The organism is Shewanella sp. Isolate13 (genome assembly GCF_022398325.1).
Taxonomy (GTDB): domain Bacteria; phylum Pseudomonadota; class Gammaproteobacteria; order Enterobacterales; family Shewanellaceae; genus Shewanella.
This window is the reverse complement of the sequence record NZ_JAKEVD010000051.1, coordinates 1-22,091: the sequence shown is the minus strand read 5'-3', so window position 1 is coordinate 22,091 and position 22,091 is coordinate 1. Positions and strand designations below refer to the sequence as shown.

The 22,091-nt window shown below is 44.9% G+C and carries 35 protein-coding genes; 29 read left to right on the top strand and 6 right to left on the bottom strand.

Annotated features, from left to right (window positions below; all coding sequences use genetic code 11):
* The first annotated feature begins 16 nt into the window (after positions 1-16).
* From rplB to rplQ, 24 genes are all read left to right on the top strand, one after another.
* Positions 17-844 (top strand): 50S ribosomal protein L2, encoded by an 828-nt coding sequence (gene rplB, locus L1D44_RS20420; protein ID WP_220770215.1) that lies wholly within the window; start codon positions 17-19, stop codon positions 842-844.
* Between the two features lie 11 nt (positions 845-855).
* Positions 856-1,134, top strand: coding sequence for a 30S ribosomal protein S19 (rpsS, locus tag L1D44_RS20415; protein ID WP_011863970.1), 279 nt, complete (start codon positions 856-858; stop codon positions 1,132-1,134).
* Between the two features lie 15 nt (positions 1,135-1,149).
* Entirely contained in the window at positions 1,150-1,482 is a 333-nt protein-coding gene (gene rplV, locus L1D44_RS20410) for a 50S ribosomal protein L22 (protein ID WP_012144645.1), read from the top strand.
* Positions 1,483-1,491: 9 nt separating this feature from the next.
* Positions 1,492-2,181 carry a 30S ribosomal protein S3 gene (gene rpsC / locus L1D44_RS20405; RefSeq protein ID WP_202723800.1) on the top strand — a complete coding sequence of 230 codons (690 nt, stop codon included), beginning with the start codon at positions 1,492-1,494 and terminating at the stop codon, positions 2,179-2,181.
* A gap of 11 nt (positions 2,182-2,192) precedes the next feature.
* Positions 2,193-2,603, top strand: a complete 411-nt coding sequence (rplP, locus tag L1D44_RS20400; protein ID WP_220739654.1) for a 50S ribosomal protein L16 — start codon at positions 2,193-2,195, stop codon at positions 2,601-2,603.
* The gene (gene rpmC, locus L1D44_RS20395; RefSeq protein WP_012144642.1) at positions 2,603-2,794 is read left to right on the top strand and encodes a 50S ribosomal protein L29; all 192 of its coding nucleotides are present in this window, start codon (positions 2,603-2,605) and stop codon (positions 2,792-2,794) included. Before rplP ends, rpmC begins: the two co-directional genes overlap by 1 nt.
* Entirely contained in the window at positions 2,794-3,042 is a 249-nt protein-coding gene (gene rpsQ, locus L1D44_RS20390) for a 30S ribosomal protein S17 (protein WP_220770216.1), read from the top strand. The genes rpmC and rpsQ overlap by 1 nt, the downstream gene beginning before the upstream one ends.
* Positions 3,043-3,222: 180 nt before the next feature.
* A complete protein-coding gene (gene rplN / locus L1D44_RS20385) occupies positions 3,223-3,591 on the top strand; it encodes a 50S ribosomal protein L14 (protein WP_025823474.1) in 369 nt (122 codons plus the stop codon).
* Between the two features lie 11 nt (positions 3,592-3,602).
* Positions 3,603-3,917 carry a 50S ribosomal protein L24 gene (gene rplX / locus L1D44_RS20380; RefSeq protein WP_028767968.1) on the top strand — a complete coding sequence of 105 codons (315 nt, stop codon included), beginning with the start codon at positions 3,603-3,605 and terminating at the stop codon, positions 3,915-3,917.
* 13 nt (positions 3,918-3,930) lie between these two features.
* The gene (gene rplE / locus L1D44_RS20375; RefSeq protein WP_202723798.1) at positions 3,931-4,470 is read left to right on the top strand and encodes a 50S ribosomal protein L5; all 540 of its coding nucleotides are present in this window, start codon (positions 3,931-3,933) and stop codon (positions 4,468-4,470) included.
* Between the two features lie 10 nt (positions 4,471-4,480).
* Positions 4,481-4,786 carry a 30S ribosomal protein S14 gene (gene rpsN, locus L1D44_RS20370; protein WP_202723797.1) on the top strand — a complete coding sequence of 102 codons (306 nt, stop codon included), beginning with the start codon at positions 4,481-4,483 and terminating at the stop codon, positions 4,784-4,786.
* Positions 4,787-4,810: 24 nt separating this feature from the next.
* Positions 4,811-5,203: a 30S ribosomal protein S8 gene (rpsH, locus tag L1D44_RS20365; RefSeq protein ID WP_220770217.1), complete on the top strand. Its 393-nt coding sequence runs from the start codon at positions 4,811-4,813 to the stop codon at positions 5,201-5,203.
* A gap of 10 nt (positions 5,204-5,213) precedes the next feature.
* Positions 5,214-5,747: a 50S ribosomal protein L6 gene (rplF, locus tag L1D44_RS20360; RefSeq protein ID WP_220770218.1), complete on the top strand. Its 534-nt coding sequence runs from the start codon at positions 5,214-5,216 to the stop codon at positions 5,745-5,747.
* Between the two features lie 10 nt (positions 5,748-5,757).
* Positions 5,758-6,108: a 50S ribosomal protein L18 gene (gene rplR, locus L1D44_RS20355; RefSeq protein ID WP_202287025.1), complete on the top strand. Its 351-nt coding sequence runs from the start codon at positions 5,758-5,760 to the stop codon at positions 6,106-6,108.
* Between the two features lie 13 nt (positions 6,109-6,121).
* The gene (rpsE, locus tag L1D44_RS20350; protein ID WP_220770219.1) at positions 6,122-6,628 is read left to right on the top strand and encodes a 30S ribosomal protein S5; all 507 of its coding nucleotides are present in this window, start codon (positions 6,122-6,124) and stop codon (positions 6,626-6,628) included.
* 6 nt (positions 6,629-6,634) lie between these two features.
* Complete coding sequence (gene rpmD, locus L1D44_RS20345; protein WP_220770220.1) at positions 6,635-6,817, top strand: 50S ribosomal protein L30; 183 nt, start codon at positions 6,635-6,637, stop codon at positions 6,815-6,817.
* A 3-nt stretch (positions 6,818-6,820) separates the two neighbouring features.
* On the top strand, positions 6,821-7,255 hold the full coding sequence (rplO, locus tag L1D44_RS20340) for a 50S ribosomal protein L15 (protein WP_028767961.1): 435 nt from the start codon (positions 6,821-6,823) through the stop codon (positions 7,253-7,255).
* A gap of 7 nt (positions 7,256-7,262) precedes the next feature.
* Positions 7,263-8,603, top strand: a complete 1,341-nt coding sequence (gene secY / locus L1D44_RS20335) for a preprotein translocase subunit SecY (protein WP_012279168.1) — start codon at positions 7,263-7,265, stop codon at positions 8,601-8,603.
* 23 nt (positions 8,604-8,626) lie between these two features.
* Positions 8,627-8,740: a 50S ribosomal protein L36 gene (rpmJ, locus tag L1D44_RS20330; RefSeq protein ID WP_006083579.1), complete on the top strand. Its 114-nt coding sequence runs from the start codon at positions 8,627-8,629 to the stop codon at positions 8,738-8,740.
* Between the two features lie 111 nt (positions 8,741-8,851).
* Entirely contained in the window at positions 8,852-9,208 is a 357-nt protein-coding gene (gene rpsM / locus L1D44_RS20325) for a 30S ribosomal protein S13 (protein ID WP_028767960.1), read from the top strand.
* Between the two features lie 14 nt (positions 9,209-9,222).
* Positions 9,223-9,615: a 30S ribosomal protein S11 gene (gene rpsK / locus L1D44_RS20320; protein WP_012144629.1), complete on the top strand. Its 393-nt coding sequence runs from the start codon at positions 9,223-9,225 to the stop codon at positions 9,613-9,615.
* A gap of 35 nt (positions 9,616-9,650) precedes the next feature.
* Positions 9,651-10,271, top strand: a complete 621-nt coding sequence (gene rpsD, locus L1D44_RS20315; RefSeq protein WP_220770221.1) for a 30S ribosomal protein S4 — start codon at positions 9,651-9,653, stop codon at positions 10,269-10,271.
* A 24-nt stretch (positions 10,272-10,295) separates the two neighbouring features.
* The gene (gene rpoA / locus L1D44_RS20310; protein ID WP_028767958.1) at positions 10,296-11,285 is read left to right on the top strand and encodes a DNA-directed RNA polymerase subunit alpha; all 990 of its coding nucleotides are present in this window, start codon (positions 10,296-10,298) and stop codon (positions 11,283-11,285) included.
* Positions 11,286-11,324: 39 nt separating this feature from the next.
* Complete coding sequence (gene rplQ, locus L1D44_RS20305) at positions 11,325-11,717, top strand: 50S ribosomal protein L17 (protein ID WP_012153479.1); 393 nt, start codon at positions 11,325-11,327, stop codon at positions 11,715-11,717.
* Positions 11,718-12,629: 912 nt separating this feature from the next.
* Here rplQ and ccmE read toward each other — a convergent pair.
* Genes ccmE through ccmA form a run of 5 tightly spaced genes read right to left on the bottom strand, consistent with a single transcriptional unit; the run spans position 12,630 to position 15,409 of the window.
* Positions 12,630-13,118 carry a cytochrome c maturation protein CcmE gene (gene ccmE, locus L1D44_RS20300; protein ID WP_239893079.1) on the bottom strand — a complete coding sequence of 163 codons (489 nt, stop codon included), beginning with the start codon at positions 13,116-13,118 and terminating at the stop codon, positions 12,630-12,632.
* Positions 13,118-13,315, bottom strand: coding sequence for a heme exporter protein CcmD (gene ccmD, locus L1D44_RS20295; RefSeq protein ID WP_220770223.1), 198 nt, complete (start codon positions 13,313-13,315; stop codon positions 13,118-13,120). Before ccmD ends, ccmE begins: the two co-directional genes overlap by 1 nt.
* On the bottom strand, positions 13,315-14,061 hold the full coding sequence (ccmC, locus tag L1D44_RS20290; RefSeq protein ID WP_220770224.1) for a heme ABC transporter permease CcmC: 747 nt from the start codon (positions 14,059-14,061) through the stop codon (positions 13,315-13,317). Before ccmC ends, ccmD begins: the two co-directional genes overlap by 1 nt.
* Before the next feature lies 1 nt (position 14,062).
* Positions 14,063-14,749, bottom strand: coding sequence for a heme exporter protein CcmB (gene ccmB / locus L1D44_RS20285; RefSeq protein WP_220770225.1), 687 nt, complete (start codon positions 14,747-14,749; stop codon positions 14,063-14,065).
* Positions 14,750-14,758: 9 nt separating this feature from the next.
* Positions 14,759-15,409: a cytochrome c biogenesis heme-transporting ATPase CcmA gene (gene ccmA / locus L1D44_RS20280; protein WP_239893078.1), complete on the bottom strand. Its 651-nt coding sequence runs from the start codon at positions 15,407-15,409 to the stop codon at positions 14,759-14,761.
* Between the two features lie 320 nt (positions 15,410-15,729).
* On the opposite strand from ccmA, the gene L1D44_RS20275 reads away from it, so the two are divergent.
* Complete coding sequence (locus L1D44_RS20275; protein WP_239893077.1) at positions 15,730-16,023, top strand: c-type cytochrome; 294 nt, start codon at positions 15,730-15,732, stop codon at positions 16,021-16,023.
* Between the two features lie 234 nt (positions 16,024-16,257).
* On the opposite strand, the gene ccmI is transcribed toward L1D44_RS20275, so the two are convergent.
* Entirely contained in the window at positions 16,258-17,511 is a 1,254-nt protein-coding gene (gene ccmI / locus L1D44_RS20270; protein WP_239893076.1) for a c-type cytochrome biogenesis protein CcmI, read from the bottom strand.
* 431 nt (positions 17,512-17,942) lie between these two features.
* Here ccmI and L1D44_RS20265 point away from each other — a divergent pair, with 431 nt between their 5' ends.
* The 4 genes from L1D44_RS20265 to L1D44_RS20250 are packed head-to-tail and all read left to right on the top strand — an operon-like array spanning position 17,943 to position 21,565.
* Positions 17,943-19,922 (top strand): heme lyase CcmF/NrfE family subunit, encoded by a 1,980-nt coding sequence (locus L1D44_RS20265; RefSeq protein ID WP_239893075.1) that lies wholly within the window; start codon positions 17,943-17,945, stop codon positions 19,920-19,922.
* A 16-nt stretch (positions 19,923-19,938) separates the two neighbouring features.
* Positions 19,939-20,493 (top strand): DsbE family thiol:disulfide interchange protein, encoded by a 555-nt coding sequence (locus L1D44_RS20260; protein WP_239893074.1) that lies wholly within the window; start codon positions 19,939-19,941, stop codon positions 20,491-20,493.
* A gap of 11 nt (positions 20,494-20,504) precedes the next feature.
* Positions 20,505-20,972 carry a heme lyase NrfEFG subunit NrfF gene (gene nrfF / locus L1D44_RS20255; protein ID WP_239893082.1) on the top strand — a complete coding sequence of 156 codons (468 nt, stop codon included), beginning with the start codon at positions 20,505-20,507 and terminating at the stop codon, positions 20,970-20,972.
* Positions 20,969-21,565 (top strand): TlpA disulfide reductase family protein, encoded by a 597-nt coding sequence (locus tag L1D44_RS20250; RefSeq protein ID WP_239893073.1) that lies wholly within the window; start codon positions 20,969-20,971, stop codon positions 21,563-21,565. The genes nrfF and L1D44_RS20250 overlap by 4 nt, the downstream gene beginning before the upstream one ends.
* Positions 21,566-22,091 lie beyond the last annotated feature (526 nt).

The following is a 22,091-nucleotide window of genomic DNA, read 5'->3' as shown; positions in this document are numbered from 1 at the left end:
CATTAGGAGAATTATCATGGCAGTTATTAAGTGTAAGCCAACCTCTCCAGGTCGTCGCCACGTAGTTAAAGTGGTGAACAGCGATTTGCATAAAGGTAAACCTTTTGCAGGCCTGTTGGCGAAAAAATCAAAAAGTGGTGGCCGTAACAATACTGGTCGTATCACTGTCCGCCACGTTGGTGGTGGTCATAAGCAACATTATCGTCTAATCGACTTTAAGCGTAACAAAGACGGTATCCCTGCGAAGGTTGAGCGTTTGGAATATGATCCAAACCGTACTGCTAACATCGCATTGGTACTATACGCTGACGGTGAGCGTCGTTATATCCTTGCTGCTAAAGGCATGCAAGCTGGTGATAAGATCCAGTCTGGTATCGATGCAGAGATCAAGAGCGGTAACGCATTGCCTCTACGCAACATCCCTGTGGGTAGCGTAGTGCACGCAGTCGAAATGAAGCCTGGTAAAGGTGCTCAGATCGCGCGTTCAGCTGGTGCTTATGTACAAGTTATTGCTCGTGACGGCGAATACGCCACTCTACGTCTTCGCTCTGGCGAAATGCGTAAAGTGCCGGTTGATTGCCGCGCGACATTGGGTGAAGTTGGTAATGCCGAGCATATGCTACGCCAGTTAGGTAAAGCAGGTGCTAAGCGCTGGAGAGGCGTACGCCCAACAGTTCGTGGTGTTGCAATGAACCCAGTAGATCACCCACATGGTGGTGGTGAAGGCCGTACTTCTGGTGGCCGTCATCCTGTATCACCTTGGGGTATGCCAACTAAGGGTTATAAGACTCGTAGTAACAAACGCACCGACAAGTACATTGTACGTCGTCGCAATAAAAAGTAAGAGGATTCGCCATGCCACGTTCTCTCAAGAAAGGTCCATTCATTGACCTACACTTGCTGAAGAAGGTAGAGAAAGCGATGGAAGCTGGAGACAAGAAGCCTATCAAGACTTGGTCTCGCCGCTCTATGATCATTCCTAACATGATTGGAATGACCATCGCTGTCCATAATGGTCGTCAGCACGTACCTGTGTTCGTAACTGACGAAATGATCGGCCACAAGCTTGGTGAATTTTCACCAACTCGCACTTATCGCGGCCATGCTGCAGATAAGAAAGCGAAGAAGCGTTAATACGGGAGACATAAGATGGAAGTTTTAGCTAAACATCGTTTTGCCCGTACGTCGCCTCAAAAGTGCCGTTTGGTTGCAGATCAAATCCGTGGACTGCCTGTTGCTAAGGCTCTCGAAATTCTAACTTTCAGCCCTAAAAAGGCTGCAGTACTTGTTAAGAAAGTACTGGACTCTGCAATCGCTAATGCTGAGCACAACGAAGGTGCTGACATTGACGAACTAAGAGTTGGAGCGATTATGATCGATGAAGGTCCAACTATGAAGCGTATCATGCCACGTGCTAAAGGCCGTGCTGATCGCATAATCAAGCGTACCAGCCACATTACTGTGGTTGTATCAGATCGCTAGGAGTTAGCAATGGGACAGAAAGTACATCCTAATGGTATCCGTCTGGGTATCACTAAGCCTTGGATCTCGACCTGGTACGCTGACAAGTCAGACTATGCCAATAACTTGAGCAGTGACTGGGAAGTGCGTAAGTTTCTAGAACAGAAACTTAAGCAAGCATCAGTTTCTAAGATTGTTATCGAGCGTCCAGCTAAGAGTGTTCGCGTTACTATTCACACTGCCCGTCCAGGTGTTGTGATTGGTAAGAAAGGTGAAGACGTTGAAAAGCTACGCAACGCAGTTGCAAAGCTGACTGGTATTCCAGCTCAAATCAACATCGCTGAAATCCGTAAGCCAGAGCTAGATGCTAAGCTTGTTGCCGATGGCATCGCTTCGCAACTAGAGCGTCGTGTTATGTTCCGTCGTGCTATGAAGCGCGCAGTTCAAAACGCAATGCGTCTTGGTGCTAAGGGTATCAAAGTTGAAGTGAGCGGCCGTCTAGGCGGCGCTGAGATTGCGCGTTCAGAGTGGTATCGTGAAGGTCGTGTACCTTTGCATACACTGCGTGCTGATATCGACTATTCTACTTCTGAGAGTCACACTCAATACGGTGTGATTGGCGTTAAAGTTTGGGTCTTCAAAGGCGAAGTTCTAGACGGCGTTCTACCTCAGCACGAAGAGCCGAAACAGCAGCCGAAGCGTAAGCCTCGCGGTAAATAGGAGAGCTGGCAATGCTGCAACCAAAAAGAATGAAGTTTCGCAAAATGTTCAAGGGCCGCAACCGCGGTCTAGCGAACGGCACTGAAGTTAGCTTCGGTGAATTCGGTTTGAAAGCTGTTGGACGTGGTCGTCTAACTGCTCGTCAAATCGAAGCTGCGCGTCGTGCTATGACACGTCACATTAAACGTCAAGGTCAGATCTGGATCCGCGTATTCCCTGACAAGCCAATTACTTCTAAGCCTCTTGAAGTGCGTATGGGTAAAGGTAAGGGTAACGTTGAATACTGGGTTTGCCAGATTCAACCAGGTAAGGTTCTTTATGAGATGAACGGTGTATCTGAGGAGTTAGCTCGTGAAGCTTTCGCCCTAGCTGCAGCTAAACTACCTCTAAAGACTACCTTCGTAACTAAGACGGTGATGTAATGAAAGCGAGCGAACTAACAGAAAAGAGCGTTGAAGAATTGAACGCTGAACTGCTTGGTCTGCTGCGTGAGCAGTTTAATCTGCGTATGCAACACGCCACTGGTCAGTTGACTCAGACTCATCAGCTTAAAATCGTGCGTCGCAACATTGCGCGCGTTAAGACCATTATTACTTCTAAGGCGGGTGCATAATGTCTGATAATATCCGTACTTTGCAAGGTCGAGTACTTAGCGACAAGATGGACAAGTCTATCACTGTAGCTATTGAACGTAAGGTAAAACACCCTTTATACGGTAAGTTTATCAAGCGTACTACTAAGATCCATGCTCATGACGAACAAAATCAGTGTAATGCTGGCGATATCGTGACTATTCGCGAATGCCGTCCGCTGTCTAAGACTAAGTCTTGGACTCTGGTTGAAGTAGTAACAAAAGCCTAAGTTTTTTAGGTATTTAGTTAAGCGGCTCCAGAAATTGGAGCCGTTTATATTTTTAGTACTATCTATTCCTGTTTTTAGGTGTTACACTTGCGCGCCATTTTTGACTAAATTAAAGTCGGAAATAGGGTAAAATGTAGCCCCATAGTGGGAATGTGAAGTAACGATAGCGGAGCACTTAAAATGATCCAAATGCAATCGACTCTAGAAGTCGCCTGTAACAGTGGCGCTCGTAGAGTTCAGTGTATTAAGGTCTTGGGTGGCTCTCATCGTCGTTATGCCGGTATCGGCGACATCATCAAGGTTTCTGTTAAAGAAGCAATTCCTCGCGGTAAAGCGAAGAAAGGTGATGTATATAACGCGGTGGTAGTCCGTACTAAGAAAGGCGTACGTCGTCCAGACGGTTCTGTCATTCGCTTCGATCGGAATGCAGCGGTATTGCTAAACGCAAACCTTGCACCGATTGGTACTCGTATCTTTGGACCAGTGACACGTGAATTGCGTACAGAGCAGTTTATGAAGATTGTCTCATTGGCACCAGAAGTACTGTAAGGAGCTTCAAAATGGCAGCTAAAATACGTCGTCAAGACGAAGTAATTGTACTAGCAGGTAAAGACAAGGGTAAACGCGGTAAGGTTTCTCAAGTTCTACCAACTGGTAAATTAATTGTTGAAGGTATCAACCTTGTTAAGAAGCACCAAAAGCCAAACCCACAATTGGGCGTAGCTGGCGGTATTGTTGAGCAAGAAGCACCTTTACAAGCATCAAACGTAGCGATTTTCAACTCTGCCACTGGCAAAGCTGATCGCGTTGGTTTCCGATTTGAAGACGGTAAAAAAGTCCGTTTCTTTAAGTCGAACAGTGAACTCGTTAAGTAATTTGGAGTAAACGATGGCGAAACTGCATGATAAATACAAAGAGACTGTTAGTCCTGAACTTGCTAAAAAGTTCGGTTTTACCAGTGTCATGCAAGTCCCTCGGATTGAAAAGATCACCCTTAATATGGGTGTTGGCGAAGCAGTAGCAGATAAGAAAGTTATGGAGCACGCGCTTCGTGACATGACTGCTATCGCTGGTCAAAAGCCAGTAGTGACTGTAGCTCGTAAGTCAGTTGCTGGTTTCAAAATCCGTGAAGGCTACCCAATCGGCTGTAAGGTTACACTGCGCGGTGAGCGTATGTGGGAATTCTTAGAGCGTTTAGTTGATATCGCGATCCCTCGTATTCGTGACTTCCGTGGTTTGAGCGCTAAGTCGTTCGACGGCCGTGGTAACTATGCGATGGGCGTACGTGAGCAGATTATCTTCCCAGAGATCCAATACGATAAAATCGATAAGATCCGTGGTATGGATATCGTAATCACTACTACTGCGAAGAATGACGAAGAAGGCCGAGCTCTGCTCGAAGGCTTTAACTTCCCATTCAAGAAATAAGGGTAGCGTAATGGCAAAAAGTTCAATGAAAGCACGTGAAGCAAAACGTGCACAGCTCGTGGCTAAGTTCGCTGAAAAGCGCGCTGCACTTAAAGCTATCATTAGCAGTCCAGCTTCTTCTGACGAAGACCGTTGGGATGCAGTACTTAAGTTACAAGCTCTACCACGTGACTCTAGCGCAGCGCGTCAGCGTAATCGTTGTAGTCAAACTGGTCGCCCACATGGTTTCCTACGTAAGTTCGGCCTTAGCCGTATCAAGTTACGTGAAGCAACTATGCGCGGTGAAGTTCCTGGTCTTCGCAAGGCCAGCTGGTAAGCACTTGTCACGGAGTAAGCTAATATGAGCATGCAAGATCCTATTGCGGATATGTTAACACGTATTCGTAACGGCCAAGCTGCTAAACACGTATCTGTGAAGATGCCGTCTGCTAAGCTAAAAATCGCTATCGCGAAAATGCTTAAAGAAGAAGGTTATATCACTGACTACGCCGTAGCAGATGAAGCCAAGCCTGAGTTGGAAATTACTCTTAAGTATTTCCAAGGGCAACCAGTCGTTGAGACTATCCAGCGCGTTAGCCGTCCAGGTCTTCGTATTTACAAAGGTAAAAACGAACTTCCTAAGGTTATGGGCGGTCTGGGTATCGCAATTGTGTCCACTTCTAAAGGTTTGATGACTGATCGTACTGCCCGCCAAAATGGCATGGGTGGGGAAGTTATCTGCTACGTAGCATAAGGAGCTAGCAATGTCTCGTGTCGCAAAAGCACCAGTCGCTATCCCTGCAGGCGTAGAAGTGACTTTAAACGAACAAACTATCACCGTAAAAGGTGCTAAAGGTAGTTTGACTCGAGTTATTAACAATGCGGTTAGTCTTGTTGTTGAAGGCAGCGAAATCAAGTTTGGTCCAGTTGAAGGCGTTGTTAACGCTTGGGCTCAAGCTGGTACAGCTCGCGCACTAGTAAACAATATGGTTATCGGTGTATCAGAAGGCTTTGAGAAGAAGCTTCAGTTAATTGGTGTTGGTTACCGTGCAAAAGTTGCTGGTAACGGCGTTGATTTGACTTTAGGTTTCTCACATCCTTTAGTACACGAACTACCCGCTGGCGTAACAGCAGAATGTCCTAGCCAAACTGAAATCGTACTTAAGGGTACCGATAAGCAGTTAATTGGTCAGGTTGCTGCTGAGATTCGTGGCTACCGTCCACCAGAGCCTTACAAAGGTAAAGGTGTTCGCTATGCTGATGAACAAGTACGCCGTAAAGAGGCTAAGAAGAAGTAGGTAACGCGATATGGATAAGAAAACATCTCGCTTACGCCGCGCACTACGCGCCCGTAAGAAGATCCAAGAGCTGGGCGTTAACCGTCTGGTTGTACATCGTACACCACGTCACACTTACGCTCAGGTAATTAGTCCTGAAAACGTAGTGTTGGCGGCAGCTTCTACTGCTGAAAAAGCGGTATCAGAGCAGCTAAAGTACACAGGTAACGTAGATGCAGCTAAAGTAGTGGGTAAAACCGTTGCTGAGCGCGCTATCGAAAAAGGCGTAGCTGTAGTTGCATTCGATCGTTCCGGCTTCAAGTATCACGGACGCGTTGCTGCATTAGCAGACGCTGCTCGTGAAGCTGGCCTCAAGTTCTAAGGAATGATGAAAAATGGCTAAATTTGAAGCTCAACAGCAAAAAGACGATCTGCAAGAGAAATTAGTTGCAGTAAATCGTGTTTCTAAAGTAGTTAAAGGCGGACGTATCTTTAGCTTCACTGCACTAACAGTAGTGGGTGATGGTAATGGTAAAGTTGGCTATGGCTATGGTAAAGCGCGTGAAGTACCAGCAGCAATTCAGAAAGCAATGGAAAAGGCTCGCCGTAACATTGTTTCTGTAGAATTGAGCAATGGTACTTTGCACCACCCTGTAAAGGGTCGTCACACTGGTTCTCGTGTATACATGCAGCCAGCCTCTGACGGTACCGGTATTATTGCCGGTGGCGCAATGCGTGCCGTATTGGAAGTAGCAGGCGTTCATAACGTTCTGTCAAAAGCATACGGTTCTACTAACCCGATCAACATCGTACGCGCAACTGTAGATGCGTTGGTGAACATGAAGTCACCATCACAAATCGCAGCTAAGCGTGGCCTGAATGTTGATGAAATTCGAGGTTAATGCACCATGGCTACTAAAACACTTAAAGTAACTCAGACCAAGAGTTCAATCGGTCGCTTACCAAAGCACCGTGCGACTTTGACTGGTCTAGGTCTACGCCGCATTAATCACACTGTTGAACTAGAAGATACTCCTTCAGTTCGCGGTATGATTAACAAGGTTTACTACATGGTAAAGGTGGAGGATTAATCAATGAAATTGAATACTCTATCACCAGCTGCAGGTGCAAAATCAGCAGCTAAGCGTGTAGGTCGCGGTATCGGTTCAGGCCTAGGTAAAACTGCAGGTCGTGGTCACAAAGGTCAGAAGTCTCGTTCTGGCGGTGGTGTTCGCGTAGGTTTCGAGGGTGGTCAAATGCCACTTAAGATCCGTCTACCTAAGTTCGGTTTTACTTCACGCACTGCGTTGGTATCAGCTGAAATTCGCGTTGGCGAATTAGCTAAAGTTAACGGTGATGTTATCGACCTAAATGCGCTGAAAGATGCGAATCTAGTTACTCGCAACATACAGTTTGCTAAAATCGTTCTTTCAGGTACCATTGAGCGCCCAGTGACCGTAAAAGGTCTTAAGGTAACCAAAGGTGCACGTGCAGCTATTGAAGCTGCCGGTGGCAAGATCGAGGAATAATACGTCGATGGCAAAACCAGGACTTGATTTAAAAAGCGCGAAGGGCGGTTTATCAGAATTGAAAACCCGCCTCCTGTTCGTGATTGGTGCAATTATCGTCTTTAGAGCCGGTTCGTTTGTACCAATTCCTGGTATTGACGCTGCTGTACTAGCAGAGCTGTTTAATCAGCAAAAGGGGACCATCCTAGGCATGTTTAACATGTTCTCTGGTGGTGCCCTTGAACGTGCCTCTATCTTTGCATTAGGTATCATGCCGTATATTTCGGCATCGATCATTATGCAGTTGTTGACTGTGGTACATCCTGCACTTGCTGAATTGAAGAAAGAAGGCGAGTCGGGACGTAAGAAGATCAGTCAATATACTCGATACGGCACATTGGTCCTGGGTACATTCCAGGCAATCGGTATCGCAACAGGTTTACCAAACTTGGTTCCAGGGTTAGTTGTTAACCTAGGATTCAGTTTCTACTTTGTTGCTGTAGTGAGCTTAGTGACGGGAACAATGTTCCTAATGTGGCTAGGTGAGCAAATTACCGAAAGAGGCATAGGTAACGGTATCTCGATTCTTATTTTCGCAGGTATTGTTGCTGGTCTGCCATCTGCTATCGGTCAAACGGCCGAGCAGGCGCGTCAAGGCGACTTGAATGTACTAGTATTGTTGTTGCTGGCAGTGATTGTTTTCGCTGTCACTTATTTTGTGGTATTCGTTGAGCGTGGACAACGTCGTATCGTTGTTAACTATGCAAAGCGTCAGCAAGGCCGTAAGGTGTTTGCAGCGCAGAGCACTCATTTACCACTAAAGCTGAATATGGCCGGTGTTATCCCGCCTATTTTTGCGTCCAGCATCATTTTGTTCCCAGGCACACTGGCTCAGTGGTTTGGTCAAAATGAGTCCATGTCATGGTTAAGTGATTTTTCACTAGCTGTGTCACCAGGACAACCGCTGTACTCATTGCTATATGCAACAGCGATTATTTTCTTCTGTTTCTTCTATACTGCGTTGGTGTTTAACCCTCGCGAAACAGCAGACAACCTGAAGAAGAGTGGTGCGTTCATTCCCGGGATTCGTCCTGGAGAACAGACTTCGCGTTACATTGATAAAGTTATGACTCGCCTGACACTAGCTGGTGCGTTATATATTACCTTTATCTGCTTAATTCCGGAGTTCATGTTAATTGCGTGGAAAGTACAGTTCTATTTTGGCGGTACTTCACTACTAATTATGGTAGTCGTAATCATGGACTTCATGGCTCAGGTTCAGACCCATATGATGTCTCATCAGTATGAGTCTGTAATGAAGAAAGCTAACTTAGTAAACAAAGCGAACTTAGATCGCTTTGGCCGCTAAGATAGTAATCTCGGAGTGTTGAAATGAAAGTTCGAGCTTCCGTGAAGAAGATCTGCCGTAACTGCAAGATCGTAAAGCGTAGTGGCGTTGTACGTGTGATTTGTGTTGAACCTAAACACAAACAGCGTCAAGGCTAAAAAAATTGACCAGCCCAGTCCGGGCTGGTCAAAATATTATTTGCTAAATTGTCGTCTGTCGAGTATCCTACCGGGCTTTTCACAGATGACCTTTAACTTAAGGAGTGCATAGTGGCCCGTATCGCTGGCATTAACATTCCTGATCAAAAGCATACAGTCATTGCATTGACTGCTATCTACGGCATCGGTCGTACTCGCGCACAAGCTATTTGCGCGGCTACTTCAATTGCTGAAGATGCTAAGATCAAGGAATTGAGCGAAGCTCAAATCGATAGTCTACGCGAAGAAGTTGCCAACTACATTGTAGAAGGTGATTTACGTCGTGAAGTTTCCATGAACATCAAGCGTCTTATGGACCTTGGTTGTTACCGTGGCCTTCGCCATCGTCGTAGCCTTCCCCTTCGTGGGCAACGTACTAAGACCAATGCGCGTACGCGTAAAGGTCCACGTAAACCAATTAGAAAGTAACGGGGTAATCCAAAATGGCTAAAGTTCCGTCACGTTCTCCGCGTAAGCGTGTACGTAAACAGGTTGCTGATGGTATGGCGCATATCCATGCGTCTTTCAACAACACAATTATTACCATTACAGATCGTCAAGGTAACGCACTATCTTGGGCAACTTCTGGTGGTTCAGGTTTCCGTGGTTCACGTAAATCTACCCCATTTGCTGCACAGGTTGCTGCTGAGCGTGCAGGTGTTGCTGCTCAGGACTACGGTGTTAAGAACCTAGAAGTTTTTGTGAAGGGTCCAGGTCCAGGACGCGAATCAGCGATTCGTGCACTAAACTCGGTTGGTTACAAGATAACTAACATTACCGATGTGACGCCTATCCCTCATAATGGTTGTCGTCCTCCTAAGAAACGTCGCGTTTAATTCGTCGTTTTTAATAGGATAGTTGGAGAAAGAACATGGCAAGATACTTGGGTCCAAAGCTCAAGCTTACCCGCAGAGAAGGTACTGACCTTTTCCTAAAGAGCGGAGTGAGAGCAATCGATTCGAAGTGTAAGCTTGAAACTGCACCTGGACAACACGGCGCTCGTAAGACCCGTTTGTCTGAGTATGGTGTTCAGCTACGCGAGAAACAAAAAGTTCGTCGTATTTATGGTGTGCTAGAAAAGCAATTCCGTAACTACTACAAAGATGCTGCACGTACTAAAGGTAACACTGGTGAAAACCTACTTACTCTTTTAGAAACCCGTCTTGATAACGTAGTTTATCGCATGGGCTTTGGTGCAACACGCGCTGAATCACGTCAGCTAGTTAGCCATAAGTCAATTATGGTTAATGGTAGCGTCGTTAACATTCCATCATTCAAAGTGTCTGCGAATGATGTAGTGAGCGTTCGTGAAAAGTCACGCACTCAAGCTCGTATTAAAGCGGCTTTAGAAGTGTCGGCTCAACGCGAAAAGCCAACATGGGTTGAAGTTGACAACACTAAGATGGAAGGTGCTTTCAAGCGTATTCCTGAGCGTAGTGATTTGTCTGCGGATATTAACGAACAGCTGATCGTCGAACTTTACTCTAAGTAAGGTTAAAACAAAAGAGAGGACACAATGCAGGGTTCTGTTACAGAATTTCTTAAACCGCGTCTCGTTGATATCGAGCAGGTTAATCCAACACGTGCCAAGGTTACACTGGAGCCGCTAGAGCGTGGTTTTGGTCACACTCTAGGTAACGCGTTGCGTCGTATCCTATTGTCGTCTATGCCAGGCTGCGCGGTTACCGAAGTAGAGATTGATGGTGTACTGCATGAATACAGTAGCAAGGAAGGCGTGCAAGAAGATATCCTTGAGATACTACTAAACCTTAAAGGTCTAGCGGTAGTTATCGAAGGGAAAGACGAAGCTATGCTTACACTAAGTAAGTCAGGCGCAGGCCCTGTTACTGCAGCAGATATCACGCATGATGGTGATGTTACTATCATGAATCCTGACCATGTTATCTGTCATTTGACGGGTAACAATGATGTCAGCATGCGTATCCGCGTAGAGCGTGGTCGTGGTTATGTACCGGCTTCTGCCCGTGCACAAACCGAAGACGATGATCGCCCTATCGGTCGTTTGTTGGTTGACTCTTCGTTCTCACCTGTTGCTCGCATTGCATACAATGTAGAAGCCGCTCGTGTTGAACAGCGTACAGACTTAGACAAACTCGTTATCGATATGACTACTAACGGTACTATCGATCCTGAGGAAGCTATCCGTCGTTCAGCGACAATTCTAGCAGAACAGCTAGATGCGTTTGTTGAGTTACGTGATGTGACTGAGACTGCACCAGTAGAAGAGAAGCCGGAGTTCGATCCGATTCTGTTGCGTCCTGTCGACGATTTAGAGCTAACTGTACGTTCAGCCAACTGTTTGAAGGCTGAAGCGATTCATTACATCGGCGATCTGGTACAACGCACTGAAGTTGAGTTGCTTAAGACTCCTAACTTAGGTAAGAAATCTCTTACTGAAATTAAGGACGTGTTAGCTTCTCGCGGACTGTCGTTAGGTATGCGTCTGGAAAACTGGCCTCCAGCTAGTTTAGCAGACGACCTTTAAGTCCAGATTAGTACAGATATAGGTAATAAGGATTAGGTCATGCGCCATCGTAAGAGTGGTCGTCAACTGAACCGTAACAGCAGTCATCGTCAAGCTATGTTCCGTAACATGGCTTGCTCAATAGTTCGTCACGAAGTGATCAAAACTACTGTAGCTAAAGCGAAAGAACTGCGTCGCGTAGTTGAACCTCTGATAACACTTGCTAAGAGTGATAGTGTAGCAAACCGCCGTTTGGCATTTGCACGTACTCGCGACGCTGAAGTCGTAGGTAAGTTATTTACTGAATTGGGTCCACGTTTCCAGGAACGTCCTGGTGGATATACCCGTATTCTTAAGTGCGGTCTACGTACTGGTGACAAAGCGCCAATGGCGTATATTGAACTAGTAGGTCGTCCTGAAGCAGCTGAAGCTGTTGAAGACACTGCAGAGTAAATAAGTCTTAGTTTTAAAAGGCCGAACATTTGTTCGGCCTTTTTTATGCCTGAAATTCACCGATTGCACTAGTTGCAATTATTCTCTAGCTGTTCGTTCGAGGCTAGACAAGCTTCCAGTTGTTCATCATCGTTCTCGTTAGCCCCAACTAGGCACACAGCTTACCCCTATCCCTTAGCTGTCACTTCTGCGCTTAGGTAATTCGGTTGTATGCATACAGCTAATAGCGGTACAACTAGGTTCGTTTATGGTCCAAATCATCTCGCTTTCGCTGGATTAACCGTGTGCCGGGTTATCAATCTGCTAAATTGATCAACATAACAGGTGCAAAGGGCAGTAGATTTGGGTAACTGTTGGGCTAGAGCTACAGAGTATTTAGATAATAACGCTAATGAAAGTGGGTGCAGCTTAGTTTTAAGAGTCGAGTTAGAACTCATTATGCTATGGCGCGCTAGATCGTTGCCGTTATATGGCTCTGGAGAGGTGCTACTTGGGTCTACATCTGCCTGAGTTGATTGCTCAAGGGGGAGGGTATAGCCTTCAGCAGGTTTGGTTGTGAATAAAGCTGGTGCTATCGTAGAGTAATGAATCGCTGTTCGTATCGCCTTTAAACGCACTAGAAGCTGCTGATTGGGCAAAAGTTGAGAAATGAGTACATTAGTGGCGCTGTTTAAGAAAATGTACTTAGAGGCCATTTCTAGCCCTTAGAGTACACACTATTCAACGCTATAAGGCTATTATCGGTAACAGAAACAATTTCTGATGTGTCTATCTGTTTGGGCAGAGGCTTTAATGGAAAAGCCTAAAGGTATTCTGAGCTAGGCTGTGGCTTTTGATTCAAGGTAAGCGAGCAGTGGATACAAAAAAGCCTTCTATAACGAAGGCTTTTTAGAAGATTAGATCTGGGCCAATTTAGTAACCGCCAGATTTTTGCTCTTCGTTATAGTCTAGTTTTTCGTGAGACTGACCCATAGCTTCAGCAACTTCAGGAGGCATGTAGTTTTCATCATGCTTAGCTAGAACTTCAGTCGCTTCTAATTTGCCTGACTCAATCAGTACACCTTGAGCAACAATACCTTGTCCTTCGCGGAAAAGATCAGGCAATAGGTCGTCATAAGTTACGATGATCTCGCCGCCCGCAGCATCGTGTACAGCAAATTCAACATGAAGACTATTAGGATCGCGGATCATTGAACCGACAGTCACCATGCCACCAACACGAATACGCTGGCCAATCTCTGGCATTACGCCAGTATCTTTTTTGCCTTGTACAATCTCTGTAGGCGTAAAGAACAAGTTTAAGTTAGAGTTCAACGCATATAGCAGCAAAGAAGCGATAGCTGCGACACCGCCAATGAGGGCTACAGCAAGGGTAAGGCGTTTCTTTCGTCTTGGGTTCACTATTTGTTACTCCGAGTTTCTTTAAGGCGTTCTTCACGTTGGATCTTCTTAGCGATCTCTACTAACACCTTACGTTTCTGTCTAGCGCTAAGGACAACTAAGGTTCCTAGCGAAAAAAAGGTTACACCATAAGCTAGCCATACATAAAATCCGTAGCCGCCCATGTTGATAAATTCACTTATTGAGTCGAACTGCATTATTTGACCCCCTCTGCCTTCGCAAGTTCACGAACCCATGGACGCATGCCATTTCGTGCTAAAATTTCTGATCTAAATCTCACTAATGTAATCGCACCAATCATTAAACCGAAGCCCATGATGTTTATCAGTAATGGGTATAGCATCTCGGTAGGCATTGATGACTTTTCAGTGATCTTAATCGTTGATGGCTGGTGTAATGAACTCCACCAATCAACTGAGTACTTGATAATCGGAATGTTAATTACACCAACGATTGCCAAAATACCTGCTGCGCGAGCGGCAAGGACTTTATCTTCAAATGATGCATATAAAGAGATAACGCCTAAGTATAAGAATAGAAGCACTAGCTCAGAAGTTAGGCGTGCATCCCAAACCCACCAAGTTCCCCACATTGGCTTACCCCAAGTCGCACCAGTAATTAATGCGATAAAGGTAATTACTGCACCAATTGGCGCAATAGCAGCCGCTGCCCAGTCAGCAGATTTGATTTGCCAAACAAGGCCGATGAAAGATGACGTTGCCATCGCCATGTAGGCCGCCATTGACATAGAAGCCGCAGGAACATGGATAAAGATAATTCGGTAGCTGTCACCCTGTTGGTAATCAGTAGGCGCAAAAACTAAGCCCCAGACAGTACCAAGACCAATAAACGAGATGGCAAGCATGGCAAACCAAGGTAGTAGGGTGCCTGAGAGTTTGTAGGCGCGTTCAGGATCCGCGTATGGATGTAACCATTTCCACATTTTAGTTAGTACTCACTCGTAAGGATGCACCAATTGCAAAAGGTGCTAATGTTAATGAACCGACCAACATGGCGCCAATAATAGCGAGTTGGCCATCATAGGGTAAATTCATACCAGCGGCATCAATAGCACTGGTAGCGAAAATCAATACAGGAATATACAAAGGCAGAATGAGTAGGCTTAATAACACGCCACCTTTACGTAAACCAACTGTTAAAGCTACACCAATCGCGCCTAATAGGCTCAGTACCGGAGTACCAAGAGTTAGCGTTGCGATTAATGCGCCGTAGCTATTGCTATCTAAATGTAATAGCACAGCTAATAAAGGTGCCACTAAAATTAGTGGTACGCCAGTCAAAATCCAATGTGCTAACACTTTAGCCAACACCATTAGGGGTAATGGTTGTGGGCTTAGTAACATTTGCTCAAGGCTACCATCGGCATAGTCAGCCTTAAACAAACGTTCAAGAGACAGCATGGATGCCAGAAGTGCCGCTACCCAGATAATACCTGGTGCGACACGGGTTAATACTTGTGGCTCGGGGCCTATACCGAGAGGAAATAGAGTCACCACGAGGACAAAAAACAATAGCGGATTAAAAATATCACCGCGATGACGCACAGCAATTTGCAGATCGCGCTTTAATAGCGTGCTAAAAGCTTTGGTATAACTGATACCTTTTTTCATTGCCAAACCTTATACGAAGCGATAATCGAGACGAATTTTACGTAAGATATCATCACCAATCACACCCATGTCTTGGTGTGTGGTTAATATTACGCAACCACCTCGCTTTGCATGGGCTAAAAATAGGTGCTCAAGCTCTTCTACGCCTTTCTTGTCGATCGCAGTAAAAGGCTCATCGAGAAGCCAGATTTTACAGTTTGTATGCCATAGCCGAGCAAGCGCTGTACGTCTATGCTGACCCGCTGACAAGTGTCCTGCTAGCGCTTCTTCGAAACCTGAGAGATTTACTTTTGCAAGGATCTCACGGGCATCGAAGTCATCATACCCACTGATCCTTAAATTGAAGTTAAGATTTTCCTCTGCCGTTAACTCGCTTTTAACACCTGCAAGGTGACCAAGATACAATAACGCGTCATTGTACTCGTCACGACAACGATTAATGTCTTCACCCTTGAAGCTGATGTGTCCGGCATAGGGACGAGATAAACCCGCGATAATCCGCAAAAGACTTGTTTTGCCTGCGCCGTTCGGGCCTTCGATTTGGACGATTTCACCTTCGGATATTTCGAAGCTAAGTTCGTCAAATAAAATGCGCTCTTCTCTGATGCAGGTTAAGTTATTAGCTGATACCAGTGTTGTTGCTTTTGATTGTTCTACCACTGAGCCCTCTATATCAAGCTGTATGAAAACACAAGAGATACTAACACATACGCTTTCAAGCGTTTAGTCTTGCTTGTCGCGAAGTGTCAGCAATTTGATGTAGTTCGAATATTGTGTATTTTCTATGAACTTTTTAAACATTTGCTAATATATTAACCTTTTTGCGAACTATGTCTTGTGAAAACTCCTTTCACGCGATTAATATCACAAAAAGATGCCATTTGTTGAACTTTGTAGTAACCTAGCCGGGTTATAACAAGTCTGCCGAAAATTTGAGGGCAGCGTGAGCTTTGTTAGAATTTGCATTAGGAACGTATAAGATGAAAAAATTATTAGCACTGACTGCAGTGGCAGCTATGACTCTGTCTACAAGCGCACTTGCTCAAGATGGTAAAGCTGTATATGACAAGGCATGTCAAGTATGTCACAGCATGGGTGTTGCTGGTGCGCCAAAATCACACGATGCTGCAGCATGGGAACCGCGCCTAGCTAAAGGTATGGACGCTTTAGTATCTACAGTTAAGTCTGGCCTAAACGCTATGCCACCAGGTGGTATGTGTACAGATTGCTCTGATGAAGATTACAAGAATGCAATCGAGTATATGTCTAAGTAATTTTTGTTAGACATCAAAAAACCGGCTGATGCCGGTTTTTTTGTGGCTATCATTTGCTCCAAAATCAATAGATGCTTAGATGAAGAGATTAGGCAGTGTTAGGCCTATTGTAAGGGGCTTGTGGCCGACACCTAGGCCAGAATGATAATGTCATTGTTATAGGGGCAATGCAATTGCCATTCGCGACATATAAAAAAACCGGCTAATGCCGGTTTTTAACTTTGATGTTCATTATTACTGAACTTGTGTGTCTAGCACTAGCTGGCCAGTGTCGCCAACTTTAATCATAGCAAGCTTGCCTTGGATATCACCAGTTTGCGCTCTTACACTACCATGTTTAGACAGTACCGCGATGATTTCAACGGCTTTGGCATCGCTTAGCTTAGTGTTGCCGCCCATACCAGTGCTGTCATCTAAGGTAATTGTTGCTGGGAGAGATTCTGCTGAGATCTTAGTCGCTGCGAGAGGAACTTTTGGACCTTCAGTTGAGCGAGCGAAGATAAATAGCATATCTGTGCTGGCCACTTTTGCTTGTAACTCTGGTGAGATAGAAACTTCAACCGTCACAGTCTTAGCCGTGGCGTCAGGCTTCACACTCTTATGAGCTTCATCATTTGGCATCATACCTTCAGATTGCATTCTCATTTTTGCACTATCGATAGCATTCATGATTGCACCGCGGTCAACATCTGTACGGTCGCTATCTAGAATTAGCTGCCATGCGTCAATTGCTTTCTTGTAATCCGCTGTGAAGAATGAATCCATGCCCACTAACAACAGTGTAGAAGGATCTTCTGGGTCAAGGCTTAGTGCTTGATCAACAAGCGCTTGAACAGTAGGTGTCATCTTTTGATTAGAGCGGTAGTAAAGCGCGGTTGCTTTAGGACCTAGTAGCTCTGCATGTACACCAACAAGATCCATTGTCTTATCGAATGCTTTGATCGCATCGTCATAACGGTTTGCTGAGATGTAAGCATGGCCTAGGCTAAACCATAGCTGGCTATTTTCAGGCTCAGCATTTGCTTGCGCTTCCATCATCTCGACACGCTGAGACATGATCTGCTCATTAGTCATGCCTTGGTGTGGATCGTTCGCCGTCATTGGTTGATCTAGGTTCTTATAAGCACCCAAGGTTGAGTACATATAGCCACAGACACCGATAACAACGACAGACATAACTGACGGCCACATGATGCTTTTTGGCTTTAATTTATTAACTAAAGACTCGTCATCACCTTGCTTCATATCTTGAAGTAAGCTGATTTCAAGCTCTTTCTTAAGAGCATCGAACTCTTGCTGATCAAGAAGCTCTTCTTGAAGTTCTTTTTCTAAAGTTGCGAGTCGCTCATTGAATAATTCGAGGTTAGTGCCTTCACGCACTTTGGCATCTTCAGTTCTCAGCATGCGCTGCTGACGGAAGTGTGGAAACCAAATCAGCACTAGGCTAACCAGCAAAAATGAGGCTATTAAAATCCAGAATGTGGTCATTATGTCTATTTCACTTTAGTTTGCGAAAAAGCGGATTCACCGCTGAACTAGGGATAAGATTATACGGAAAGATTATTCATTGAACAGTAATATAACCTGAAATACTCTAAGTTGAGTGCTTGTTCACAGATTGATTCTATTTGTAAAATTTCTCGAAACTTAGGGGAACTTTGTTTGTCAGACCTTAACATTCGACCGAATTCGCTCAGTATACGGTGGAGTGTGACATGCAACTGTTTATGTGTGTTTGTTAATAAGATAGGGGAAGAATGAGACAGGTCACCCATATTTGTACGAAATAGGCAGACATTAACAATAGCAAATACTAAACTGAGCTAAAATTTGTACCTTTTAATAGTGTTAATTGTAAACACGTATGCGATGATTTAGCGAACGCTTAATCAAGCATGGTTTAGGACTGAGGAAAACCCATGATCCCAGAATTAGGACACTTTTCGCTGATTATCGGCTTGGCATTCGCCATGCTGTTAGCCATCGTTCCTTTAGTAGGTGTAGCACGTAAAGACCAATACCTAGTGCGCTATGCGTGGCCACTAAGTTACGGAATGTTCTTCTTTATTCTCTTCTCTGTTGTCGCTCTTGGCTATAGCTTTGCTGTCGATGACTTTTCTGTTGCTTATGTAGCACATCACTCCAATTCAGAGTTACCAATCTTCTTCAAGATTGCTGCCGTGTGGGGTGGTCATGAAGGTTCATTATTATTCTGGGTATTCTCATTAGCGGCTTGGGCCGCTGCAGTTGCACTGTTTAGTAAAGGTTTAGAAGAAGTCTTTACTGCTCGAGTACTGTCGATCCTAGCGATGATCCTTATCGGCTTCACGCTGTTCATGTTGTTAACTTCAAGTCCATTTGAACGTTTATTCCCGATCCCTATGGAAGGGCGCGATCTAAACCCAATGTTGCAAGACGTAGGTTTGATCTTCCATCCACCGATGCTTTATCTCGGTTACGTAGGTTTTGCGGTAAGCTTTGCTTTTGCTATTGCAGCTTTAATGAGTGGTCGTCTTGACTCTGCTTGGGCTCGTTGGAGCCGTCCTTGGACACTAGCTGCATGGGTATTCCTAACTGGCGGTATCTCACTTGGTTCTTGGTGGGCATACTACGAACTCGGTTGGGGTGGTTGGTGGTTCTGGGATCCAGTAGAGAACGCCTCTTTCATGCCTTGGTTAATTGGTACAGCGCTACTTCACTCGGTGATCGTAACAGAGAAGCGTGGTGCATTCCGTAACTGGACTGTTCTACTATCAATCTTTGCCTTCTCATTAAGCTTACTTGGTACCTTTATTGTTCGTTCTGGCGTGTTAACGTCGGTTCACTCGTTCGCAGCAGATCCAAGCCGTGGTATGTTCATCCTATTACTACTTGGTTTAGCTGTTGGTGGTTCACTTACTCTATTTGCTTTCCGAGCAAGTGAGATGCGTAGCCCAGCACGTTTCGAATTGAAATCTAAAGAAACCATGCTGCTAGTATGTAACTTACTGCTGACAGTTGCTTGCGGTACTGTACTACTTGGTACGCTATACCCACTACTAATCGATGCATTAGGTATGGGCAAGATTTCTGTAGGACCTCCATACTTTAACGCTGTATTCGTTCCAATCGTTCTAGTTCTATTTGGCTTTATGGGTGTAGGCCCGGTCATTCGCTGGAAGAAGTCTAAAGCGGGTGAAATGAAGCGTCAGTTAATCGTTCCAGCTGTGATTGCAGCGGTAGTTGGCTTAGCTGCACCTTTCCTAGCAGGTGGTGAGTTTAACGTGTGGGTTGTATTTGGTATCGGTATGGCTGTATGGGTCACCTTGATGACATTCCGCGCTGCATACAACATAGTCAAGACTAAAGATGGTTCTATTGATTTAACCCGCCTTGGACGCAGTCAGCTGGGTATGATCATCGCTCACCTTGGTATTGCCGTATCAGTTGTCGGTGCCACTATGGTTTCAAACTACTCATTAGAGAAGAGTGTTCGTATGGGCCCAGGTATTTCTCATGAGCTAGCGGGTTATACCTTTAACTATGTGGAAACCAAGAATGTTGTTGGCCCTAACTACACGGCTCAACAAGGCCAAATCGAAGTCTATGAGGGTGATGATTACGTTACTCTACTAAGACCTGATCGCCGTCAATATAACGTCCGTACTATGGATATGACTGAAGCCGGTATTGACTGGGGTCTATTCCGAGATCTATACGTGACTATGGGCGACCCAATTAGTCGTACTGAATACGCAGTGCGTATCAACTACAAGCCTTACGTTCGCTGGATCTGGTTTGGCTCTATCTTTATGATGGTCGGCGGTTTCTTCGCTGCGTCTGATAAGCGCTATCGCGTAAAAGCTAAGAGTGCAGAAAAGACAGCAGCTAAAGAAGCGGACAAGTTAGCAACGGCTTAATTGGAACTGAGTGAATATGAAAAAGTTAGTATTATTTATTCCACTCGTCGTAGTTTTAGGTATGGGAGTGTTCCTTTATAAGGGACTCTTCCTTAACCCGCAGCAACTCGACTCTGCTCTAGAAGGAAAGCCGATCCCGGCTTTCCAGTTAGAGGTTTTGGAAAAGTCAGGTGAGATCGTCACTAATGACACGCTAAAAGGCAAAGTAGGCTTACTTAACGTATGGGCAACTTGGTGTCCATCATGTAAGTATGAGCATCCTTTCCTGATGACATTAGCGCGTAAGAATATTCTGCCTATCTATGGTATCAACTATCGTGATGAGCGACCTCTTGCTATCCGAGAATTGAGCCGTGAGGGTAACCCGTATGCAATCAATATCTATGACCATGACGGTCGCCTTGGTTTAGACCTAGGTGTATACGGTGCGCCAGAAAGCTTCCTCGTCGATCATAAAGGTATTATTCGTTACCGTTATGCAGGACCAATTGATTCTCGCGTATGGAAAGAAACACTTTACCCTATGGTTCAACAGCTACAAGCTGAAGCGGCGAAGGATGGTGCATCGTGATTAAATTATTAATGAAAGGCTTTTCGGCTCTAGTATTGCTACTAAGCATGGCATCTATCGTTAATGCTACGCCAGTAGATACTTATGAATTTAAGTCTGTTGATAACCAAAAGCGTGCATTAAGTCTTGCTCATTCATTACGTTGTCCACAGTGTCAAAACCAGAATCTGATTGATTCTAACTCTCCGGTAGCTCAAGATTTGCGTTTAGAAGTCTACCAGATGGTTGATGAAGGCAAGGGCGATGACGAAATCGTTGAGTTTATGACGAGTCGTTACGGTGAGTTCGTTCTATATAAGCCGAGAATGGAAGCTAAGACTTACGTTCTTTGGTTAGGACCTATTGCGCTTCTATTGTTTGGTGGTTTGATTGGTTTCTTCTTTATCCGCAAGCAGCGTATAGCGGAAGCAAACAATCCAGAACTATCTACCGAAGAACAGCAAGAGTTAGATCGTCTATTAAAGCGAGACGCTAAATGAGATCGACCATAGTGGGTTTAGTCGCAGCAACGATGTTTGTTGCTGCAGGGGCACAAGCTTATCCTGGAATGGAAAAGCAAGCTGAAAGACAAGTTCAGTCAAGCGTTGATCTTATCAGTGTTTTACCTAAGCCGTTTCCAATTGAAGCCGTTCCTTTTAAAGATAGTAAAGGTGAAGCCGTCGACTTTAGCCAGTATAAAGGCAAAGTTATCATGGTAAACATGTGGGCCACTTGGTGTCCTCCATGTGTAAGAGAGTTACCGGCTATTAGTCGCTTCTCTGCTAAGATCGGATCGGATGACTTTGAGGTACTACCAGTTTCTATCGATCTTGAAGGTAATAAGCAGGTAGAGCCATTCTTAAAGTCATTAGGTATGGAAGACTTCAATACCTATTATGATAAAGAGCAGAAACTGGGTCATGTATTTCCTTTAGATACTATTCCAGCGACTTTTATCTTGAATAGGGAAGGGGAGTTAATCGCTTTCGTTCGAACCTTTGTTGATTGGGATGATGATAAAGCGGTGACACTTATTAAAAGCTTCTTGGAGCAACCTCAGCAGCAAAGCAAAGTGACAAGCAAAGCTGATTAGGCAAAAAGAAGACGAATAATGATAAAAATGGGGCTTTCAGCCCCTTTTTTGTACGTATCGTTTGATAACTATGCATTTGATTCGAATATTCTCATTTAATTAAGAAAGCCCCTTGCGCTCATCTTAAATCTCCCTATAATGCGCATCCACTGACACGGCACAGCAGGCCAACTAGACTAATGTTTAGAGATTAGAAATAGTCGTAAACGCTAGATAGCACGGGACTTGCAGCGCAATCAGTACCTCTTTTAGGTAAGAGGCGGGATTCGAAAATCGAAAGAGATTTGAATCTGGTGACAAGCGGTTTAAGAGCTTCATTTGATGTGCCTTGTATAAAGAATCATCGCTTGAAAAACTTCTTAAAATAAACGCTTGACGCCAACAACGGGAAGTGTAGAATACGCAGCCCTAGCCACTTGGAACGGTTCGCTGAGAACGCCAAGCAGGCAACGCTCTTTAACAATATGACAAGCAAATCTGTGTGGACACTCACAGAGATTAAGTTATTCGAAACTGTCTTCTAACG